Annotated in this window: 8 protein-coding genes; 4 read left to right on the top strand and 4 right to left on the bottom strand. The window is 73.8% G+C overall.

The window, feature by feature from the left end; genetic code table 11:
• Window positions 1–42: 42 nt before the first annotated feature.
• Genes cysC through ABT170_RS26930 form a run of 3 tightly spaced genes read left to right on the top strand, consistent with a single transcriptional unit; the run spans window position 43 to window position 2,866 of the window.
• Entirely contained in the window at window positions 43–603 is a 561-nt protein-coding gene (gene cysC, locus ABT170_RS26940; protein WP_329944469.1) for an adenylyl-sulfate kinase, read from the top strand.
• A complete protein-coding gene (gene cysD, locus ABT170_RS26935; protein ID WP_329944470.1) occupies window positions 600–1,535 on the top strand; it encodes a sulfate adenylyltransferase subunit CysD in 936 nt (311 codons plus the stop codon). The genes cysC and cysD overlap by 4 nt, the downstream gene beginning before the upstream one ends.
• Before the next feature lie 2 nt (window positions 1,536–1,537).
• Window positions 1,538–2,866, top strand: coding sequence for a sulfate adenylyltransferase subunit 1 (locus tag ABT170_RS26930; protein WP_351871539.1), 1,329 nt, complete (start codon window positions 1,538–1,540; stop codon window positions 2,864–2,866).
• Between the two features lie 100 nt (window positions 2,867–2,966).
• On the opposite strand, the gene ABT170_RS26925 is transcribed toward ABT170_RS26930, so the two are convergent.
• The 4 genes from ABT170_RS26925 to ABT170_RS26910 all read right to left on the bottom strand — a co-directional run bounded on the left by ABT170_RS26925 (window position 2,967) and on the right by ABT170_RS26910 (window position 20,077).
• Window positions 2,967–6,818 carry a non-ribosomal peptide synthetase gene (locus tag ABT170_RS26925; RefSeq protein WP_351871536.1) on the bottom strand — a complete coding sequence of 1,284 codons (3,852 nt, stop codon included), beginning with the start codon at window positions 6,816–6,818 and terminating at the stop codon, window positions 2,967–2,969.
• The gene (locus ABT170_RS26920; protein ID WP_351871534.1) at window positions 6,815–14,578 is read right to left on the bottom strand and encodes a non-ribosomal peptide synthetase; all 7,764 of its coding nucleotides are present in this window, start codon (window positions 14,576–14,578) and stop codon (window positions 6,815–6,817) included. The genes ABT170_RS26925 and ABT170_RS26920 overlap by 4 nt, the downstream gene beginning before the upstream one ends.
• Complete coding sequence (locus ABT170_RS26915) at window positions 14,563–15,612, bottom strand: MupA/Atu3671 family FMN-dependent luciferase-like monooxygenase (protein ID WP_351871531.1); 1,050 nt, start codon at window positions 15,610–15,612, stop codon at window positions 14,563–14,565. Before ABT170_RS26915 ends, ABT170_RS26920 begins: the two co-directional genes overlap by 16 nt.
• A 94-nt stretch (window positions 15,613–15,706) precedes the next feature.
• Window positions 15,707–20,077, bottom strand: a complete 4,371-nt coding sequence (locus ABT170_RS26910) for an amino acid adenylation domain-containing protein (protein WP_351871528.1) — start codon at window positions 20,075–20,077, stop codon at window positions 15,707–15,709.
• 447 nt (window positions 20,078–20,524) lie between these two features.
• Between ABT170_RS26910 and ABT170_RS26905 the strand changes: the two genes are divergently transcribed.
• The gene (locus ABT170_RS26905; RefSeq protein ID WP_329944476.1) at window positions 20,525–21,802 is read left to right on the top strand and encodes an MFS transporter; all 1,278 of its coding nucleotides are present in this window, start codon (window positions 20,525–20,527) and stop codon (window positions 21,800–21,802) included.
• Window positions 21,803–22,338 lie beyond the last annotated feature (536 nt).

The raw sequence follows: 22,338 nt of genomic DNA, 5'->3' as shown, positions 1-22,338 counted from the left end.
GGGGAATGCTCTCTTCGACGAACCGTACCCCGGACGGAGCACATGAGCGACGCATGCACGAACGGTGGCGCGGCCGGCGCGACGGTGTGGCTGACCGGCCTGCCCAGCGCGGGCAAGACCACGATCGCCTCGACCGCAGCCGCCGAACTGCGCTCCGCCGGGCGCCGGGTGCACATCCTGGACGGCGACGAACTGCGCGCACACCTGACGGCCGACCTCGGCTTCTCCCGCGAGGACCGGGAGGCGAACGTGTGCCGCATCGGCTATGTCGCGGAACTGCTCGCCTCCCACGGAGTGACGGTGCTGGTCCCGGTCATCGCCCCGTACGCGGACGCCCGCGCCGCGGTGCGCGAACGGCACGGGGCGGCCGGTACCGCGTATGTCGAGGTGCATGTGGCCACGCCGGTCGAGGTGTGCGCCACGCGCGATGTGAAGGGTCTGTACGCCAGGCAGGCGCGGGGCGAGCTGACCGGACTGACCGGGGTGGACGATCCGTACGAGCCGCCGGCCGCACCGGACCTGCGGATCCCGGCGCACGAGCAGAGCAGGGCGGAGTCGGCGCAGGCGCTCGTCGCGCTGCTGCGGGAGAGAGGGCTGGCATGACGACGGCGACGACACAGTCCGGGAGAACCGGCAACCCGTGCACGGCGACCCACGCGGACGTGCTGGAGTCGGAGGCGGTGCACATCCTCCGCGAGGTGGCGGGGGAGTTCGAGCGGCCGGTGATTCTCTTCTCCGGCGGCAAGGACTCCATCGTCATGCTGCACCTCGCGCTCAAGGCGTTCGCGCCCGCCCCGGTGCCGTTCGCGCTGCTGCACGTGGACACCGGACACAACTTCCCGGAGGTCCTGGAGCACCGGGACCGTGTGGTGGCGGCACATGGGCTGCGTCTCCATGTGGCCTCCGTACAGGACTACATCGACCGCGGGGCGCTCAAGGAGCGTCCCGACGGGACCCGTAATCCGTTGCAGACGCTGCCGCTGACGGAGAGGATCCGGTCGGAGCGGTTCGACGCGGTCCTCGGTGGCGGCCGTCGTGACGAGGAGAAGGCGCGGGCCAAGGAAAGGGTGTTCAGCCTCCGGGACCAGTTCTCGCAGTGGGACCCGCGCCGCCAGCGCCCCGAGCTGTGGCAGCTCTACAACGGCCGGCACGCCCCCGGTGAACACGTACGGGTCTTCCCGCTGTCCGACTGGACGGAGCTGGATGTGTGGCAGTACATCGCCCGCGAGGGCATCGAGCTGCCGGAGATCTACTTCGCCCATGAGCGCGAGGTCTTCCAGCGCTCCGGGATGTGGCTGCCCGTGGGGGCATGGGGTGACCCGAAGGACGGCGAGAGGGTCGAGAAGCGGCGCGTCCGCTATCGCACCGTCGGCGACATGTCCTGCACCGGCGCGGTCGAGTCCGACGCGGTGACCCTGGACCAGGTCATCGCGGAGATCACCGCGTCCCGGCTGACCGAACGGGGTGCGACACGAGCCGACGACAAGCTCTCCGAGGCCTCCATGGAGGACCGCAAGCGCGAAGGGTACTTCTGAGCATGACCACGACCACGGAACTCCCGGCCACCACCCTTCTGCGGTTCGCCACCGCCGGCTCCGTCGACGACGGCAAGTCCACGCTGGTGGGCCGGCTGCTGCACGACTCCAAGTCGGTGCTGGCCGACCAGCTGGAGGCCGTGGAGCGGGTGTCGGCCGGCCGTGGCCAGGACACGCCCGACCTCGCCCTGCTCACCGACGGTCTGCGCGCCGAACGGGAACAGGGCATCACGATAGATGTCGCCTACCGCTACTTCGCCACCCCGAAGCGGCGGTTCATCCTGGCCGACACACCCGGGCATGTGCAGTACACCCGCAACATGGTCACCGGTGCCTCCACCGCGCAACTGACCGTGATCCTGGTCGACGCCCGCAACGGTGTCGTCGAGCAGACCCGCCGTCACGCCGCCATCGCCGCGCTGCTGCGCGTCCCGCACGTCGTCCTGGCGGTCAACAAGATGGACCTGGTCGGCTACCGCGAGCCGGTGTTCGCCGCGATCGTGAAGGAGTTCACGGCGTACGCGGCCGAACTGGGCATCCCCGGGGGCACCGCGATCCCGGTCTCGGCACTGGCCGGGGACAACGTGGTGGAGCCGTCGGCGGTCATGGACTGGTACACCGGCCCGACGCTGCTGGAGCACGTGGAGACGGTCCCGGTCGGCCACGACCCGGCCCACCGGCGGGCCCGGCTGCCGGTGCAGTACGTCATCCGGCCCCGGACCGCCGAACACGCCGACTACCGCGGCTACGCCGGCCAGATCGCGGCTGGTTCCCTTCGCGTCGGCGAGCCGGTCACGATCCTGCCGTCCGGCCGTACGACGAGGATCTCCGGTATCGACCTGCTCGGCAGGCGGGTCGACACCGCCTGGACCGGGCAGTCGGTGACCGTCCTGCTGGCGGACGACATCGACGTCTCGCGCGGTGATCTGATCGTGCCGACGACGGACGCCCCGGCGACCACCCAGGACATCGAGGCGACCGTCTGCCATGTGGCCGACCAGGCACTGACCGTGGGGCAGCGGGTGCTGCTCAAGCACGGCACCCGCACGGTCAAGGCCATCGTCGAGAACATCCCCTCCCGGCTCACCCTCGATGACCTGTCCCTGCACCCCTGCCCCGGCCGGCTCGTCGCCAACGACATCGGCCGCGTCAGGATCCGCACCGCGGAGCCGCTGCCCGTCGACCTCTACGCCGACTCGCGCCGCACCGGCTCGTTCATCCTGATCGACCCCGGTGACGGCACCACCCTGACCGCGGGCATGGTCGGCGGGTCCTGCGCCGTACCCGAACCGGCCGAGGGCCCCGCCGCCGACGACGGCTGGGACTTCTGACACGCGGCCCTCGCCCGCGCGGGCAAGGACGCCCGCCTCGTCCCGGCCCGAGGGGACCCGGTGGGCCGTCCGCCGCCGGGTCCCGTTCCCGCACGCCCGTTCATCGCCCCGCCGCCCCCTCCGCGACCCTGTCCGACAGCACCGCGCCGATCGAGGCGAGCGGAGCGGGATCCAGCATCTCGTAGTGGCCGCACGCGACGTCGACGGCCGAGAGCCGCCCGCCGCCGTACGCCCGCCAGGCGTCCGGGGCGGCGTCCGCGCCGTCCGACGCGGCGCGGAAGTGGAGAACGTCCACACCGCGCGTCCGCGCCGGGGCGGTCCGCAGCGCGTCCACCGCCGAGCGCACCGCGAGCCGCGCGCCTTCCACCGCCCGCTCCCCGAGCAGCGCGATCTGCTCCGACGGCGTCCCGTCCGCGGCGAACCCGGCCGACCCGGCCACGTGCCGGTGCGTCTCCTCCCAGTCGGGCAGCCCCTCCCCGGGCGCCGGGTACGAGTCGAGCAGGGCCACGAACTCCACGGTGTGCCCCGTCCCCACCAGCTCCGCGGCCACCCCGTAGGCGAGGGTGCCGCCGACCGACCAGCCCAGCAGCCGGTACGGCCCCTCCGGCTGCACCTCCCGGATCCGCCGCGCGTACTCGCGCACCAGTTCCTCCGGCTTGCGCGCACCGCCCTCCGGATCGGCGAGGCTCGGCGCCTGAAGCCCGTACAGCGGCACCCGCGGATCCAGGTGCGGCAGCAGCCGGGCGTACGGCCAGGCCAGGCCGCTCGCCGCGTGCACCGCGAACAAGGGCCTGAGACGCCCGCCGGTCCGCAGCGGCAGCAGGACGTCCAGGCCGGAGCTCTCCGCCTCCCCGTCGAGCCGGCGCGCCAGGGCCGCCGGGGTCGGCGCCTCGAACAGGGCTCGGACGGAGAGCTCGGTGCCCAGGACCGCACGCACCCGGCTCACCAGCCGGGTCGCCAGCAGGGAGTGCCCGCCCAGATCGAAGAAGCCGTCGTCGGGTCCGACCCGCTCCACCCCGAGCACCTCGGCGAACAGCGCGCACAGCGGCTCCTCGCGCGCGTGGGCCGGCCCCCGGTGGGCGGTGGCGCCGTACATGGGGGCCGGCAGCGCCGACCGGTCCAGCTTGCCGTTCGGCATCAGCGGGAAGTGCTCCAACTGCACCACCGCCGACGGCACCATGTGGTCCGGCAGCGCGTCGCGGGTGAAACGCCGCAGCTCCGCGCCGTCGAGCGGCGTCCCGGGCTCGGCCGCCAGGACGTACGCGACCAGCCTGCGGTCTCCCGCCCGGTCCTCCCGTACGACCGCGACGGCCTGCGTCACGCTCCCGTGCCGCAGCAGGGCCGCCTCCACGTCGCCGAGCTCGATCCGGAAGCCGCGGATCTTCACCTGGCCGTCGAGCCGGCCCAGATACTCCAGCTGCCCGTCGGCCCGCCACCGAGCCCGGTCGCCCGTGCGGTACATCCGGCCGCCGGGGGCGCCGAACGGACAGGCCACGAAGCGCTCCGAGGACAGCGCCGGCCGGTTCAGATAGCCGCGGGTGACGCCCGCCCCGGCGATGTACAGCTCTCCCGGCTGCCCCACCGGGACCGGCTGCAGCCAGGGATCCAGCACGTACATCCGGGAGTTGGGCACGGGACGGCCGATCGGCGGATCGACGTCGGCGTCCTGGTCGCCGCCGCGCCACCACGTCGAGTAGGTGGTCGCCTCGGTGGGGCCGTAGATGTTGGTGACCGCGCAGCCGGGCACCCGCTCCCGCAGCTCGCGCAGCAGGGCGTGCGGCACCGCCTCCCCGCCGAGCACCACGTGCCGTGCCGACACCTCGAAGGCGTCACCCGCCAGCATGCCGGCCATGGCCGAGGGAACGCCGCTGACCAAGGTCCCCTCCCAGCCGTCCCGTTCGAGCAGTGCGAACAGGTCGTCGACCAGCTCCAGACAGCCGCCGAGCGCCAGGGTCGAGACGATCTCGAAGACCGACACGTCGAAGCTCAGCGAGGTGGACGCCAGGACCCGCGCCATGCCGTCGGCGCCGAAATGGTCCTCGACGGTCGCCACGAAGTTGACGGCGTTCGCGTGCTCGACGACCACCCCCTTGGGGACACCGGTGGTGCCCGAGGTGTAGATGACGTACGCGGGGTGCCGGGGGAGGAGCGGTCCCGGCCGCTCCTCGTCCACGACGTCCGCCTCCTCCTGCTGAGCGACGCGCCGTGCCACGGAGGGGTCGTCCAGGACGAGCGCGGCCGTCCCCTCCGGCAGCACGCCCCTGGTCGCCCCGGTGACGACCGCGAGCAGGGGCCGCGCGTCGCCGAGCATCCGCGCCACCCGGTCGGCCGGATAGCGCACGTCGACGGGCACATAGGCGGCCCCGGCCTTCAGCACGGCGAGCAGGGCGACGACCATGTCCGGGGCCCTCGGCAGCGCCAGGGCCACCCGGGTCTCCGGTCCCGCACCCTCGGCGAGCAGTACGCGCGCCAGACGATTCGCCCGGCGGTTGAGCTCGTCGTAGCCGAGGGCCCGCCCCCGGTACGAGAGGGCGGTCCCGCGCGCTATCCGCGCGGCTCGCGCCTCGATCAGGGCGGGCAGCGTGGCCGGTGCCACCGGACGGGCGGTGGCGTTCCATTCCTCCAGCACTTGCCGGCGCTCGCCGTCCGAAAGACCGGGCAGGCAGCCGGCCGCGCGGTGCGGATCCTCGGCGATCGCCTCCAGGATCCGTTCGAGCCGCTCGGCGATCCCCTCGACCGTCCCGCGCCCGAGCAGATCGGGCCGGAAGTCGATCCGTATGCCCAGCTCCTCGCCCGGAGTGCAGATCAGGGAGAGCGGATAGTGGGTGGCGTCGAACCCCGTGACGCCGACGAGCAGCGCCTCGCCGAGACGGCGTTCGCCCGAGCCCATCGGATAGTTGTCGAAGACGGTCGTGGTGTCGAACAGGGACCCGAAGCCCGCCTGCTGCTGGATCTCCGTCAGCCCGACATGGTGGTGCTCGAACAGATCGAGCTGCTCGTCCTGGACCCGTTCGAGGAGTTCGAGCAGCGTGTCCCGCGGGTCGATCCGCACCCGGGCCGGAACCGTGTTGATGAGCAGCCCGACCATCGTCTCGACCCCGTCGACCTCGGCGGCCCGCCCCGACACCGTCATCCCGAACAGCACGTCGCCCTGCCCGGTCAGCTGCCGCAGCACCAGTGCCCAGGCCACCTGCGTCACCGTGCCGAGAGTGACCCCCGCCTGCCGCGCCCGGTCCGTCAGCGCGGCGGTACGCGCGGCGGACAGCGTGCGCACCACCCGTTCGGGCACCACCGTGCCCCGCGCCCGCGGCGCCACCAGCGTCGGCCCCTCGATCCCGGAAAGCGCCTCCGCCCAGGCGTCCCGGGACCACTGGGGGGCCACCCCGCCGAGCCAGTCCAGATAGGAGGTGTACGAGGGGGCGGCCGGCAGCGGGTGCGCCGCGGCACCGGCGCCGTACAGCTGGAACAGTTCGTCGAGGAGGACCGAGGTGGACCAGCCGTCCAGAATGATGTGATGGTTCGTCAGCGCGAAGCGCCACCGGGCGCCGTCCAGACGGATCAGCAGGAAGCGGACCAGCGGCGGCCGGGCGGTGTCGAAGCGCCGCCGCCGCTCCTCATCGACCAGCCGCGCCGCCTCGGCCTCCCGGTCGTCGGGCGGCGTCGCGGTGAGGTCGGCCGTCCGCCAGGCCAGCTGGACCCGGGGCGGTACGAACCGTACGGGCGCGCCCGACGCGTCCGTACGGAACCCCGACCGCAGGCTGTCGTGCCGGTCCTGGAGCACCTGGCAGACCTCCCGCAGAAGCACGGGGTCGACCGGCCCTTCGAAGTCCAGTGCCAGCTGGGTGGTGTAGATGTCCTGGCCGTCGGTGTCGAACGCCGTGTGGAAGAACAGTCCTTGCTGGAGCGGCGCCGGCCTCGACGTCCGCTCGTGGGTGCTATCTGGTGTGGTCACGCCGTCTCTCCCGGTTCGCCGGTGCGTGCGGTCAGGGTGGTCAGTGCCTCGGACCAGGCGTCGGCCAGGGCCTCCACCCGGGGCCGCTCCAGCACGGCCTTCGGATATGCCCAGGTGACGTGGAGTTCCGGACCCTGTCCGCGGTCGTGGACGACCGCGGACACTTCCAGCAGGTGCGTCAGGGGCATCTGGGGGTCGCCGCCTCCGGCGACCGCGCCGGCTTCCGGCGCCAGGCCCCAGTCCGACTCGTCCGGCCGGTCGAACCGGCCCAGGTAGTTGAACAGGATCTGCGCCCCCGGCCGCGCCCCGAGCACGGGCGCGGTCTTCGGATCGAGATGGCGCAGCAGACCGTAGCCGAGCCCCTTGTCCGGCATGCTCCCGAGCTGGCGGTCCACGGCCCGTACGGCGCCTTCCGGATCGTCCGCCCGCCCCGGGAGCCGTACGGGGAACATGCTGGTGAACCAGCCCACGGTCGACGACAGGTCGAGGCCGGCGGCGATCTCCTCGCGTCCGTGCCCCTCCACGTCCACGAGGAACGGCGCGTCGTCGTCGGCCGCCGCGCCGTCAGAAGCGCCGCCGGGGCCGGGCGCCGCACGCCAGTGCCCCGCGGCCGTGCTCAGCGCGCCGAGCAGCACGGCGTTCACGCCGACGCCGAGCCGGGCGGGCACGCGGGTCAGGAGCGGCTCCGTCCGGTCCGCGGGAAGGACACGGGTGACGGTGTGCTTCGAGCCCTCGACATCACGGGCCGCCACGAGATCCGCGCCGTCGACGAGATCGTCCGTTCCCTCGACGAGCCCCAGCCAGAAGGGGAGTTCGGACGCCCGCCCGCGTGCCTCGCGCTCCAGCAGGCGCCCCCAGTCGGCGAACGACACGGGCGCGAAGCCCGGCCCCGCCGTCCGCGGGGCGGCTGCCGTGCTCAGGTCCTCCAGGAGGATCCGCCACGAAACGCCGTCCACGACGAGATGGTTGATCATCAGGAGCAGCCGGCCCGGCCGGCCGGGCCCCGCGTCGAACCACACGGCCTGGAGCATGTTCCCGTCCCCGGGCGCCAGGCGCCGCCGGGCCGCGTCCGCCTCGGTGCGGACCAGGTCCGCGAGCGTGCCGGCGTCGAGGCCGGCCGCGTCGATCCGTACGACGCGCCCGGCCGCGTCGGCCGCACCGCGCGGCAGGACCTCAAGGCGCCACGCGGGGGCGCGCGTCAGCCGTATCCGCAGCGCTTCGTGCCGGTCGAGCAGCGACTGGATCAGTGCCCGCAGCCGCGGCAGGGACAGGTCCGCCGGGGTCCGTACGAGCACCGACTGGTGGAAGCCGTCGACGGGGCCGCCCCGTTCGCGCTGCCAGTGGACGATCGGGGTGAGCGGCACCTCGCCGGCCGCCGGCGCCGGGGCGGTTCCGGTCGCCGTGCCCGCCCTGGGGGTCCGTACCTTCGCGTGGAGGGCCAGTCCGGCGACGGTCCGGTACCGGAAGACGTCCCGGGTGGAGATGGCCAGACCCTGTGAGCGGGCCCGGGACACCAGCCGGATCGACACGATGCTGTCGCCGCCGAACTCGAAGAAGTCGTCCTCGACGCCGACGTCGGGCCGTCCGAGGACGGCGGCGAACAGTTCGCGGAGGATCCTCTCGGCGGGGCTGTTCGGTTCCCGGTTCTCCCGGGCGGGGGAGGCGGATCCGTGCGGTGCGGGCAGCGCGGACCGGTCGAGCTTTCCGTTGGGCGTCAGCGGCAGCCCGTCGGGCAGCACGACGACGGCGGGGACCATGTACGGCGGCAGCTCCTGCCGCGCCCGCTCGGCGAGTTCGGCGACGAGGCCGTCGGCGCCGCCGGCGTCCCGGGCGGGTACCGCATAGGCGACGAGCCGGCGCTCGCCCGGCCGGTCCTCGCGCACCACGACGGCGCAGCGGGTGACGTGGCGGTGCCGGTCCAGGACCGCCTCGATCTCGCGGGGCTCGATACGGAAGCCGCGCAGCTTCACCTGGTCATCGGTGCGCCCGAGGAAGTCGAGTTCCCCTTGCTCGGTCCACCGGACCAGGTCGCCGGTGCGGTACAGGCGGGCGCCGGGCGGACCGTACGGGTCGGCGACGAACCGCTCGGCGGTCAGCCCCGGGCGGCCGAGGTAGCCCCGGGCCACGCCCGCACCCCCGATGTACAGCTCGCCCGGCACTCCCACGGGCACCGGCCGCAGTCCGTCGTTCATGACGTGGACCCGGGTGTCGCCCAGCGGGGAGCCGAGCGGCGGGCGCTCCGCGTTGTGCGGGTCGATCGGGGCCGCGAGGGACCAGATGGTCGTCTCGGTGGGCCCGTACACGTTGGTGACCTCCGCGGCCAGGGCGATGAGACCACCGGCCAGGGCGGGCGGCAGCGCCTCGCCCCCGACGAGGACGCGCAGCCCCCGGACCGCGTCGGGGACCTCGGCCACGAGGCCGGACCACAGGGAGGGCGTCGCCTGGAGGGCGGTGACCCCGTGCCGTCCGATCAGCCAGCCGAGGGCATGCGGCTCGCGCACCTCGTCGGGGGAGGCGAGGACGACGGCGGCGCCGTGGAGCAGCGGCAGGAGGAGTTCCAGATGGGCGATGTCGAAGGCGACCGTCGTCACGGCGAGCAGACGGTCGGTGGGGCCCAGCGGCAGCCGCTCCCGCATGGCGGCCAGCAGATGGGCCACATTGCGGTGGCTGACCACGACCCCCTTCGGCCGGCCCGTCGAACCGGAGGTGTAGAGGACGTACGCCGTGCCGTCGGCCGGGATCGCCCGGTGCGGGACGGGGCCTTCGGTACCGGCCCCGGCGGTGCGCGCGGCGACGGACCGGGGGTCGTCCAGAGCGAGCCAGTCGTCGGTGCCGAGGGTGTCGCGGGTGGCGCGGTCCGAGAGCACCAGGAGCGGCGCGGCCTCGGACAGCACCCTCGCCACCCGGTCCCTGGGGTGGTGCGGATCGACCGGGAGGTACGCGGCACCGGTCCGGTGCACGGCGAGGAGTGCGACCAGGAGGTCGGGAGTACGGCTCATGGCCACGGCGATCAGCCGTTCGGGGCCGGCGCCGAGCTGTTGCAGCCGCCCGGCCAGCCGGTCCACCCGCGCGTCGAGCTCCCCGTACGTGATCCGGCGGGCCCCGTGGAGCACCGCCACCGCGGCGGGTGTCCTGGCGGCCTGATCACGGAACCACTGCGGCACCGAGCCCGCCGGCGGCCGCGAACCGGCCGCCGGAGCGCCCCACCGGGTGAGGACGGTGTGCCGCTGGGCGGGCGACAGGACGTCCAGCTGCCGCACCGGCCGGGTGGGACGGGCCGCCGCTTCGGCGAGGAGAGTGGTGAAGCACCCGGCGAGCCGTTGTGCGGTGGCGTGGTCGAAGAGGTCGCGGGCGTAGACGAGGGTGCCGTCCAGGCCCCCGCCGGACTCGGTGAGATCGAGGAGCAGGTCGAAGGGAACGGTCCGGTTCCTGCCGTGGCCGAGCACGCCGACGCGGAGGCCCGGCAGTTCCACGGCGCCCGCCGCGTTGTTCTGCAGACTCAGCATGACCTGGAAGAGCGGGTGCCGGGCCGCCGACCGTGCCGGGTCGACGGCGTCCACGACCTGCTCGAAGGGCACGTCCTGGTTCTCCAGCGCGGCGAGGACTGCGGTGCGGACGCGGTCGAGCAGGCCGCCGAAGTCCGGATCCCCGGAGACGTCGGTCCGTACCACCACGGTGTTCACGAAGCAGCCGACCAGGTCGTCGAGAGCGCTGTCGGCGCGTCCGGCGACCGGGCTGCCGACGAGGATGTCCGTCCCGGCGCCGAGTTGCCGCAGCAGGGCCGCCAGGGCGGCGTGCAGCACCATGAACACGCTCGCGCCGTGCTTCCGCGCCAGGGCGGTGACACGCGCGTGGTCCTCCGGGGCGAGCCGGAACGGCACCTCGCCGGCGCGGTGGGTGGCGGCGGCGGGACGCGGCCGGTCGGCGGGCAGCGGGATCTCCTCGGGAGCGCCGGCCAGCGTGCCGCTCCAGTGGGCGAGTTGCCGGGCGAAGGAGCTGCCGGGGTCGTCGGGTTCCCCGAGTCCCGCACGCTGCCACAGTGTGAAGTCGGCGTATTGCACGGGCAGTTCCGGGAACTCCGGGGGCCGCCCCCGCAGCCGGGCGGCATAGGCCCCGGAGAGGTCGCGGAGGAAGGGTGCGGCGGACCAGCCGTCGAAGGCGATGTGGTGGATCGTGACCGCGAGAACGTGCTCCTCGGGGGCGCAGGCGAAGAGTTCCGCCCGCACAGGTCTCTCCCGCGCCAGGTCGAAGCCGTGCTCCGACGCCGCGGCCACCGCCGCCTCGACCTCCCGCTCCGGCACCTCCCGCACCGGGAGGTCGAACTCCACGGCATCCAGAACCAGTTGACATGGCACCCCGTCGGCGACCGGGAAGACGGTGCGCAGGCTCTCGTGCCGGGCCGCCACGTCCCCGAGCGCCGCCGACAGCGCCCCGGTATCCAGCGGACCCGAAAGCCGCAGGGCGGTGGTGACGGTGTGCGGGGCGGCGCCCTCCGCCAGCTCGCCCTGAAGCCAGAAACGCAGCTGGGAGAACGACGCCGGCAGGACGTCCCCGCGTGGCCGGGGCCGCAGCGGGCCGCGGCCCGCACCCGTGGACCCGAACCTCCCGGCGAGTCGGGCGGGCGTCGGCGACTCGAAGACCGCACGCATCCCGATCCCGTCGTCCAGCACCTCGCGCAGCCGGTTCACCAGCCGGACGGCAAGCAGGGAATGGCCGCCGAGCACGAAGAAGTTGTCGTCCGCACCGACCGCCGGCACGGCGAGGATCTCGGCGAACAGCGCGCACACGAGCCGCTCGGCGGACGTGCGCGGCGGGCGTGACCCGCTGCCCTCCGCGGGGGCGGGCAGCGCCGCCCGGTCGAGCTTGCCGTTGGGCGTGAGGGGAAGCCCGTCGGGGAGCACGACGACGAGGGGGACCATGTAGTCGGGCAGGGTCCGCCGGGCGTGCTCGGCCAGTTCCGGTGCGAGGTCGCCGCCGATGTCCGCGGCGGGGACGACATAGGCGACCAGGCCGCGCTCCCCGGGCCGGTCCTCCCGTACGAGGACGGCGGCGCGGCCGACGGCCGGATGGCGCTCCAGAGCCGCCTGGATCTCGCGGGGCTCGATGCGGAAGCCGCGGATCTTGACCTGGTCGTCGACGCGGGTGAGGAAGTCGAGCTCCCCGCCGGCGGTCCAGCGGACGACGTCACCGGTGCGGTACATGCGGGTGCCGGTCGCGCCGTACGGGTCGGCGACGAAGCGCCCGGCGGTGAGTGCCGGGCGGCCGAGGTAACCGCGGGCCAGCCCGGCGCCCGCGACGTACAGCTCGCCGGGCACCCCCACGGGCACGGGCCGGAGCCACTCGTCCAGCACGTACACGCGTGTGTTCGCCATGGGCCGGCCGATCGGCGGCTTGCCGCCGTCCGCGTCCCGGGCCGGATCCAGGCGCCCGGAGGTGGTGAACGTCGTGTTCTCGGTCGGCCCGTAGACATGGGTCAGCGCGGTGCCGGGGAAGTCCGTCAGCATCCGCCGCACGGCCCCGGCCGACGGCTGCTCCCCGCCCGTCCAGACATGTCCGAGCCGGCCGAGCACCGGACTTCCCTCGGCCACCAGCAGGTTGAACAGCGCGGTGGTGAGGAAGGCGCTCGTCGCGCCGCCCTCGGCCACGGCCCGCTCCAGTGCCTGCTGCGAGGAGTCACCGTCCGGCACCATCACGACCGTGCCGCCGCCGAGCAGCGGCACCCACACCTCGTACGTCGAGGCGTCGAAGGAGTGCGGCGAGTGGGCGAGCACCCGCGTGTGGCCGCCGTCCGCCGCCCAGCAGGGATCGGCGGCGAGAGCGACGATGTTCCGGTGGGTCACCAGGACGCCCTTGGGGCGGCCGGTGGAGCCGGACGTGTACATCGCGTACGCGGCGCGGTCACCCGTGATGTCCGGCCACCCGTCCGCATCCGGACCGGGGCCGGCCGGATCGTCGCCGTCGACCAGGACCAGCGGCAGGCCGGGCGGAGCCCCCGCGAGATCCTCGGCCCGCTCCTTCGTGGACGCGTCCGCCAGGAGCAGACAGGGCCGCGCCTCCTCCAGGACCGTGCGCTGCCGCTCATCCGGGTTGCGCGGGTCCAGGGGAAGGTAGGCGGCCCCCGTCCTCAGTACGGCGAGCAGGGCGACGACCAGGTCGGCCGAGCGGTTCACGGCCACGGCGACCAGCTGTTCCGGACCCGCGCCCCGCCGGCGCAGACGGCGGGCGAGGACCTCGGCCCGAGCGTCGAGCTCCGCGTAGGTGAGCCGGGATTCGCCGCAGATCACCGCGGTGTCCTGGGGTGAGGAGGCCGCACGCCGCCGCAGGAGCTCCGGTACGGAGTCGGCCGGGAGCGCGGTGTCGGGGCCGTTCCACCTCTCCAGCAGGGTGCGGCGCTCGGCGGGGGCGAGCAGCTCCAGACGGCCGACGCGCCGCTCCGGCGCGGCGACCGCCTGGGCCAGGAAGTCGGTGAAGCGGCGGACGAGGAGCCCGGCGGTGTCGTGGTCGAAGAGGTCGAGGGCGTGGACCAGGGTGCCGTCGAGCGCCCCGTCGGTCTCCGTGATGTCGAGGAGCAGGTCGAAGGCGACCCTCCGGTGGTTGTCGCAGTCCAGCAGACGGGTGTCGAGATGGGGAAGGTCCACGACGGCGCCCGCGTTGTTCTGCACGCTGAGCATGACGTGGAAGAGCGGGTGCCGGGCCGCCGACCGCACCGGGTTGACGGCCTCAACGACCTGTTCGAAGGGCACGTCCTGGTGGTCGAGCGCGGCCAGGACGCCTGTCCGGGTCTGCCGGAGCAGGTCGTGGAAGTCGGGGTCGCCGGAGGCGTCGGTCCGGATGACGACGGTGTTGACGAAGCAGCCGACGAGGCCGTCGAGGCCGACGTCGGTACGGCCGGCGACCGGGCTGCCGACCAGGATGTCGGTGCCCGCACCGAGCCTCCGCAGGAACCCCGCGAGCGCCGCGTGGAGGACCATGAAGGTGCTGGCGCCGTGTTGGAGGGCGAGCCGGGAGAGATGCCGGAAACTGTCGGGCGGCAGGTGGAAGGGGACGGACCCGGCCCGGTGGGTGGCGGTGGCGGGGCGCGGCCGGGCGGTGGGGAGGGGGAGTTCGGCGGGCGCGTCGGCGAGGACGCGCGTCCAGTGCGCCAACTGCTCGGCGAAAAGGCTGTCGGGGTCGTCGGGAGCGCCGAGCTCCTTGCGCTGCCACAGGGTGAAGTCCACGTACTGGAAGGGAAGTTCCTCCCAGGACGGAGGACGTCCGTCGGCCCGCGCGGTGTAGGCGCATGAGAGGTCGCGGAGGAACGGGGCGACGGACCAGCCGTCGAAGGCGATGTGGTGCACGGTGATCGCCAGCACATGGTCGCCGTGGGAGCCGACGGAGAGCAGGACGGCCCGCAGCGGGATCTCACGCTCCAGGTCGAAGAGGTGCCCGCCCGCTTCGGTCACGGCCGCCTCGACGTCCTGCTCCGCGATCTGTCGTACGGGCAGCTCGACCGTCACCTCCTCCACGACGCGCTGCTCGGGCACTCCGTCGACGAGAGGGAAGACGGTGCGCAGGCTCTCGTGCCGCGTCACCACGTCCCGCAGCGCGCAGCGCAGCGCCACCGCGTCCAGCCGCCCCGTCAGCCGGAGAGCCATCGAAGTGTTGGGCGATTCGCCCCCGGGTTCCATCTCTCCCTGGAACCAGAACCGCAGCTGCGAAAACGACAGAGGGATCACGGTGGTCTCGGCCTCTCGGGTCTCTCGGATCAGTTCACTGCGCATGCTTCGCGGAGGGCGTTCAGATGGCGCAGCCCGTCCAGCACGGTCTTGGTGTCGATGCCGTAGTCGATCAGGCAGGCGATCTCGTCCACGCCGATGCCGCGCAGCCGCTCGACCGTGGCCGCCGCCTCCTCCACCGTCCCGAACAGTCCCCGCTGCTCGAAGTAGGTGTCGAAGGACTGGGCGACGAGGAAGTCGAGGTCCTCGTCCTCCAGCGCGTCGATGTCGAAGTCGGGGTCGAGGGCTGTGAACGAGCGGGCGATGAGATGGACCGAGCTCCTGAGATAGGCGCGCAGCGGCCCGTCGACGGTGGCGCGCACCTCGTCCCGGCCGGTGCCGAGGAAGGTGTGCAGCATCAGGACGACATGTCCCTCCCAGCCGTCGTGCGTCGCACGCGCCGTCCGCCGGTAATCGGCGATCTTCACGGCGAGTTCGTCGACATCCTGGTGCAGAAGGTGGGTGAGGACGCCGGCCCGCGCCGACGCTGCCGAACGGAAGGTCTCCGCGTCCCCGGCGCTGGTCACCCAGAGCGGCAGCTCCCGCTGCACCGGCGGCGGGAAGATCCGTACGGTCGCCGGGGCGCCGTTGCCGTCCACGACCTCGTGGCCGTCCCCGCGCCACAGCCCGCGGAGCTGCTCGATGCTCTCGGTCAGCAGGCGTTTGCGGTCCCCGTACGGCACCCGGCTCAGCGCGAAGTCCACCGGGTGCCAGCCGGAGGCGAGGGACACCCCGGCCCGGCCGCCGGAGAGGTTGTCCACGACCGACCATTCCTCGGCGATCCTCAGCGGATGGTGGAGGGGCGCGACGACGCTCCCGGCGCGGATGGCGACGGTGCTCGTGACCATCGCCAGGGCCGCGCCCACCACGGACGGGTTCGGGTAGAGCCCGCCGAAGGGGTGGAAGTGACGCTCGGGCGTCCACACCGCGCGGAAGCCGTGCCGGTCGGCGAAGCGGGCGCCCTCAAGCAGCAGTTCGTACCGTCCGGCGTCCCCCTCCGGTGTGCTGTCGTCGGCGAAGTAGAAGAGGCTGAAGTCCATCGCGAATCCTTCGATAACCCTTGCCGTAGGTGATCCGGTCGGTGTCGCGGGCCGCGACGAGGTGGCGGACATGCCGCTGTCGGCCCGTGCCGCGTCAGCCGGGGCGAGGCATTCTCCGCAGGCCCGGTCTCGCCCTGCGGGCCCCCGCGAGCCGGGACGCGAGTCCGGCCACCGTGGGCGCGTCGAAGACCGTGCCCACCTGGAGCTCCACCCCCAGCTCGGCGCGGACACGGCTCACCAGCCGGGTGACGAGCAGCGAATGGCCACCGAGGGCGAAGAAGTTGTCGTCGATCCCCACCGCGTACGCCGTGTCCGCCCCGCTCGACGCGTCCACCGCGCTCGCCGTGCCGGCCGGGTCCGTTCCGTCCGCCGGTTCCGCCGTGACCAGCCCGAGGACCTCCGCGTACATCCGGCACAGCGCCGCCTCCCGCGGATTCCGCGGCCCGCGGCCCGCCCCGCGCCGGGCCCGGGCGCGGCGGGAGTCGGGCAGGGCGGCCCGGTCGAGCTTGCCGTGCGCGGTGAGCGGGAACTCGTCGAGGACGACGACCTCGGACGGCACCATGGACACGGGGAGGTACTCGGCCGCCCACGCGGTGACCGACCTGATGAGCTCCGCGTCGTCGGCCGCCGCGAAGGGAACGCTGACATGGCGCTCGGGATCCACCAGCGGCTCGGTCCCGCCCTCCGCCGGGAAGTCCCGCTCCCCGAAGGAGAACTCGGCGTCGACGTGTTCGGGCCCCGCCTTCGCGGACCAGCGCACGGCGGCGCGGTACCCCAGCCGTTCGCCGAGCCGCGCCAGCTCCTCCGGGTCCTCCGGGTGCGCACGGGAGACCGGCGGCCTGCCGGACGCGCGCAGGTCCTCGGTGAGGCGCGCGTTGGGCACCCCGGCCACCCGGACGGGTGCGGCGTCCCGCGCGCGGTCCCGCAGGATGCCGGCGAGGCCGTCGAGCGTACGGACGTCCGCTCCCCAGAGCAGCTCCGTCACCGCACCGGTGCGAGGCCGTGTAGCACCGGCACGGCGCAGGACGACGTCGTAGCGGTAGCGGGTCAGTTCGTTGTGATGGGATCCCCGCTTCAGCCGTACGTCGCAGGTCGCGAAGCGCGGCCCGTCCCCCTCGCCCGGGACCGTCAGCGAACGGAAGAACTCCGGATCCACCAGCAGCTCCGGCTCGGTGACCATGCCGTGTGCCACGGCCCGGCGGTGCTCCGCGCTGCCCGGTACGGCGTCCGCCGAGCGGGCCGCGACCGCCCCGTGGAAGGGCTCCACAAGACCCAGGTGCCGGACGTCGCCGACGAACACCGAGCCACCGGGCGCCAGGGCTGCCGCGGCGAGCCCGAGCACCCGGGCGAGATAGCGCCCGCTGGGGAAGTACTGGAGAACGGAGTTGAGGACGACCACGTCGAAGTACCCGCGCGGGACGCCCCCGTGGTCGTCGGCCGGCCGGCTGTGCAGGACGACGCGCCCGGCCAGGTCCGGTTGCCCCGCCACCTGCCGCCGCAGCCGCTCGATCACCCGGGGCGAGAGGTCGAGCCCCCAGTAGGCCTCCGCCCCGGGGGCGAGGCGTGACAGCAACAGGCCGTTGCCCACACCGAGTTCGAGGATGCGCCGGGGCCGCAGGGCGCGGATGCTCCGCACGGTCTCCTCGCGCCACTCGCGCAACTGCTCCAGCGGCAGCGCGCTGCCGTCGTACCGGCTGTTCCACCCGCTGAAGTCCTCGCCGAAGGCCGTCGGTCCGTCGTCGGCCGGTACGGCGTCGTGGACGCGCCGCCAGTCGGCCACACGGTCCGCCTCGCTCGGGCGATCGGCACCCGCCGGCGCGGCCGGCTCGCGGCGGACGTAGGCGACGAGCCTCCGGTCGCCGTCCTGGTCCTCACGCACGGTCACCGCGGCGGCGGACACCCGGGGGTGGCCGGCGAGCCGCGCCTCGATCTCGCCCGGCTCGATCCGGTGCCCGCGCACCTTGACCTGGTCGTCCGCGCGCCCGGCGAACTCCAGCTCGCCCGATGCCCTTCGGCGGGCCAGGTCGCCGGTGCGGTACATCCGCGTCCCGGCCGGGCCGTACGGGTCGCAGACGAAGCGCCGCGCCGTCATCGCCGGCCGGTCGAGATAGGCGCGCGCCAGGCCCGCTCCCGCGACGTACAGCTCGCCCACCACTCCGGCGGGAACCGGTCTCAGGGCGGCGTCGAGCAGGTAGAGGCGCGTGCCCCGGATCGCCCCGCCGATCGGCGGCGTGCCGGAGCTCTCCGTCAGCGGCCGGCTCATGGTGGCGCAGACCGTGGTCTCCGTCGGTCCGTACGCGTTGATCAGGGTCCGGCCGGGAGCCCAGCGCCGCCGCTGTTCCGCGTCCAGGGCCTCCCCGGCGGCGATCAGGACACGTACGCGCGGGAGGGCGTCGGACGGCAGCACACGCAGCACCGAAGGGGGCAGGGTGGCGTGGGTGATCCGCTGCTCGTCGGCGAGACGGCGCAGGCCGGGACCGGGCAGCAGGGTGCGGGCCGGCGCCAGGACGAGCGCGGCCCCCGCGGAGAGCGCCATCGCCAGCTCCCAGAAGAACGCGTCGAAGCTGGGCGAGGCGAACTGCAGGACTCGGCTGTCGGCGTCCACCGCGAGGGTGCCGCGCTGGTGGGCGGTGAGGTTGGCGAGACCGGAGCGGGTGACGACCACGCCCTTGGGCAGGCCCGTGGACCCGGAGGTGTAGATGACGTACGCGGGCAGATCACCCCGTGCGCGCCGGGCGCCGGCCGGCGGGGCGGACGCCGGGGCGCGCCGCAGCGCCGCGCGGGTCTCCGGATCGTCCAGGTCGGTGCGGGGTACCGCGGTGCCGGCCGGGAGGACCGTGCCGGAGTCCGCGAGGAGCAGTGCCGGGGCGGCGTCGCCCAGGATGTGGGCGATGCGCCGCTCCGGGTATCCGGGGTCCACCGGAAGGTGGGCCGCCCCGGCCTTCATCACCGCCAGGACCGCGACGACCAGCTCCACCGAGCGGTCGAGCGCCGAGGCGACCACCGTCTCCGGCCCGGCGCCCCGGGCGGCCAGCACGTGGGCCAGCCGGTTCGCGCGGGCGTCGAGCTCCCCGTACGAGACATGGTCCTCCCCGAACACCAGGGCGGTGGCGTCCGGGCCGGTCCCGGCGCGCTCCTCGAAGAGGTCGAGCAGCGGCCGTGCCGGGGCGTCGGGGGAGTCCCGCGGTGCGGGGACTTCCGGGGCGCCGGGCGCGGGGAGGGCGGCCCGGTCATCGGTCCCGCCCGGCTCGAACCGGCCGTCCGCCCGGCCGAGGGGGGCCAGGTGTCCGCCGGGGAGCCGGCGAACCCGGTCGCCGGTGCGGTACATCCGGGTGCCGGCCGGACCGTGGGGGTCGGCGACGAACCGCTCGGCGGTCGGCCCGGGGTGGCCCCCGTACCCGAGGACGACACCCTCGCCCGCGAGGTACAGGTCCCCCGGCGCGCCCTCGGCCACCGGCCGCAGCGCCCCGTCGAGGACATGCGCGCGTGCGGCGGGCAGCGGCGAGCCGAGGTGGGGCAAGGGGCCGGTTACGGGTGCGGCGGTGGAGACGGACGTGCACTCCGCCGGCCCGTACAGATGGAAGGCGTCCACCCGTCCCCGCTCGGCGAGCCGCGTCAGGTCCGCCCAGAGCGCCCGGGACACGGGCTCTCCGCCGAGGAGGAGCCGCAGCGGAGGGCGCTGCGGCCCCTCGGGCACCACGTGGGGGCGCAGCGCCTCCCACTGCGACGGGGTGACGTCGAGGTCGGTGGCCCCGTACTCCCTCAGGAACCGGGCGAACAGCTCCGGGTCGGCGCGCAGTCCGTCGGCCGGGAGGAGCAGTGTGTCGCCGCGGCAGATCCGGGTCCACTGCCGGACCGAGGCGTCGAAGCCGAGGCCCGCGTTCCACACGACCCGCGCCGGGGCCGGGGGAAAGACGCCGCTGTCCTCCAACGCGCGGACGAGGCAAGCGGTGTTGCGCCGCGTGAGCGTCACGCCCTCGGGGCGCCCGGCGTTGCCCGGGACGTGGACGACGCACGCCGCGGTCCCGCCCGGCACATCGCGTGCCGGCGCCGGTGTGCCCGGGGCCGACGGGCCGGGGCCGGAGGCCGGATCGACACATCGGATGCCCGTCGGCCACTCGGTGCCGTGCTCCCCCGCGGTGAGCACCAGGCGTGCCCCGGCATCCTCGGCGAGCCGGCGCCGCCGGTGCGCCGGGTGGGCCGGGTCCAGCGGTACGTAGGCCGCGCCGGCCCGCCACACCGCGAGCATCGCCGTCACCAGGCCGATACCGCGGGGGAGTTCGAGGGCGACGGTCGTACCGGGCTCCGCGCCCGCCGAGCTCAGCACCCGGGCGGTCCGCTCCACCCGCTCGCCCAGTCCGCCGAACGTCACCGACTCCGACGGTGTGACCACGGCGGCGCGCTCGGGGTGCCGGGCCGCCTCCCGCACAAAGCGTGTGAGGAGGTCGATCGCGCTGGTGACCACGGACAGCTCCTTGCGGGGGAAGGGGGGCCGGTGTGGGGCGGGGCGGAGGGACCGGGGGCGCTCGCGGCGCCATCGGAGCGGGCCGTCGCCAGTGCGGGCGCCATGTCCGTCGCGGTGCGCGGGCTCGCCGGCCGCATTCCGAATGCCGCGTCCACCCGCCCGGAACACGAATTCCGAGGGCCGGAGGGAGTGCTGGTCATCCTCGATGACAGAGACCAGGAAATGACCGCGATCATCCTTGAACGGATGGGTCGTCCGGGCCGACCTTCCCACGGGCACCGTTCGTTGGCAATGAACGAGGTCGACCCCGTGAGCTGTCTTTGTGGGAAAAGGACGCCCTGGTTTCCGGGGCGATGAACTTGTACGCTCCAGCCCGAACCAGCGGCCACCGCACCTGCTCCGTGGCGCGTCAGAAATCAGTCGGTTGTCGAAGTCCGGAGGCCCCTGATGGAATCCGCCGTGCCCTCCGCCGCGCAGTCCGCGAAGGACCAGGACCGGCGGCCCCACCGGAACTTCCGGCTGCTGCTGATCGGCGAGACCACCAGCAAGCTGGGCACCAGCGTGACGTCCGTCCTGCTGCCGCTCGTGGCCGTCACCACTCTGCACGCCTCACCGTTCGTGATGGGTGTGCTCACCGCCGCTCCATGGCTGCCGTGGCTGGTCATCGGCCTGCCCGCCGGCGCGTGGGTCGACCGTCTCGCGCCGCGCCGGGTGATGCTCGTGTGCAACGCCGTCTCCGCGGCGGTGTTCGCGAGCGTGCCGGTCACCTGGTGGCTGGGAGCCCTGACCATCGGGCACCTGCTCGGGGCTGCCCTGATCTCCGGTGCCGCCTCCGTCTTCTTCTCCACCGCCTACTCGGCGTATCTGCCCCAACTGGTCCCCAGGGAAGACCTGATGGCGCGCAACGCGCAGCTGCAGGCCGGAGATCAGACCGCCAGGGTGGCGGGCCCCGGTCTCGGCGGGCTGATCGCCCGGACCGTGGGCAGTGTGCCGGGGCTGCTTCTCGACGCGGTCTCCTTCGTGGTGTCATCGCTCTGCCTCATGGCCATCCGCTCCGACGGACCGCGCCCCGTCCCGGCACCCCGGCGGCGGTTGAGCCGCGAGATCGCCGACGGCCTGCGCTTCGTCGTCGGCAATCCGTGGGTCCGGGCCGTCACCGCGTTCGGCGCGGCGGTCAACCTGGCGATGGCCGGCCTCCAGGCCGTCCAGATCGTCTTCCTCGTGCGGACCGTCGGCGTCGGCTCCGACACGCTCGGCTGGCTCGTCTCCTGCGGCGGTCTCGGCGGGGTGCTCGGCGGTCTCGTGGCCGGCCGGCTCGCCGAGCGCCTGGGCACGGCACGCGCCCTCCTGGCCATCCAGTTCGCCGCCTCGCCCTTCGGCCTGCTGGCCTCGCTCACCGGGCCCGGGACCGGGCTGGTGTTCTTCGCGACCGGAACGGCCGTGATGCTCGCCGGGGTTGTGGCCTGCAACGTCATCATCGTCAGCTTCCGGCAGGCGTACTGTCCGCCCGAGCTGCTGGGCCGCGTCACCGCGACCACCCTGTTCCTCAACTACAGCACCATCCCGCTCGGCGCCCTCCTGGGCGGCTCTCTCGCCTCCCTGTTCGGCGCACGCCCCACGATGTGGGTCGTCACCGCCGCGCTGGTGGCCGCGGGCGGATTCCTGCTCGTGGCGCCGCTGCGCGGCCTCCGCGACCTGCCGGGCGCACCCGGCGCCGACGGCTGAGAGCTTCGGCCAGGACCGAGCAGAAGAGGGCTGAGCACGGCCTGCCGTTCTCGTCCGGAGCCCGGTGCGGCCGGGCGAATTCCTGGTCGCCGCATTGTGTCGCTTCCCTCTCGGCGTCATCGGCCACACCAGCTGCAAGGAGCGGAAGCCTGGTCGGTCGCTGCATCATCTGGCGGAAAAGCGCCGCCGACGAATGCTTTCGCGAGGTCGCGGACAGGGAGAACGTTGTCCGATAAGGCACTGGTCATGTGTCCGGCGGTAGTAGTGGGCTCTCAATAGGACACGTGGATGGTGATCGACCGGGCCGGAGCGCACCGATCGGTCCCGTCGAAGTCGGCTAAAGCTTCGGAAGGTCATGGTTGACACCAGATCGGCTTCGTTGTATCAAAAAGTGGTTATGGGGGTGGGCTTGTGCGATTCGCACCGGCACGATAATTTGCAGTCGGTCCCAGTACTTTGGGATGCTCCGGAGCGGGGGAAGCGTGCATGCTTGTCGGTGCATGTGTACCGGGGTGAATGCGGGCGCGGTGTCTCGG

The organism is Streptomyces sp. NPDC001787 (assembly GCF_040297465.1).
Lineage (GTDB): Bacteria > Actinomycetota > Actinomycetes > Streptomycetales > Streptomycetaceae > Streptomyces.
The sequence above is the reverse complement of the archived record's forward strand: the minus strand, read 5'-3'. Positions and strand labels throughout refer to the sequence as shown.

What these genes read in the sequence shown, in the direction of transcription:
- cysC (WP_329944469.1), top strand. Translation starts at nt 43, where the DNA reads ATGAGCGACGCATGCACGAACGGTGGCGCGGCCGGCGCGACGGTGTGG.
- cysD (WP_329944470.1), top strand. Translation starts at nt 600, where the DNA reads ATGACGACGGCGACGACACAGTCCGGGAGAACCGGCAACCCGTGCACG.
- ABT170_RS26930 (WP_351871539.1), top strand. Translation starts at nt 1,538, where the DNA reads ATGACCACGACCACGGAACTCCCGGCCACCACCCTTCTGCGGTTCGCC.
- ABT170_RS26920 (WP_351871534.1), bottom strand. Translation starts at nt 14,578, where the DNA reads ATGCGCAGTGAACTGATCCGAGAGACCCGAGAGGCCGAGACCACCGTG.
- ABT170_RS26915 (WP_351871531.1), bottom strand. Translation starts at nt 15,612, where the DNA reads ATGGACTTCAGCCTCTTCTACTTCGCCGACGACAGCACACCGGAGGGG.
- ABT170_RS26905 (WP_329944476.1), top strand. Translation starts at nt 20,525, where the DNA reads ATGGAATCCGCCGTGCCCTCCGCCGCGCAGTCCGCGAAGGACCAGGAC.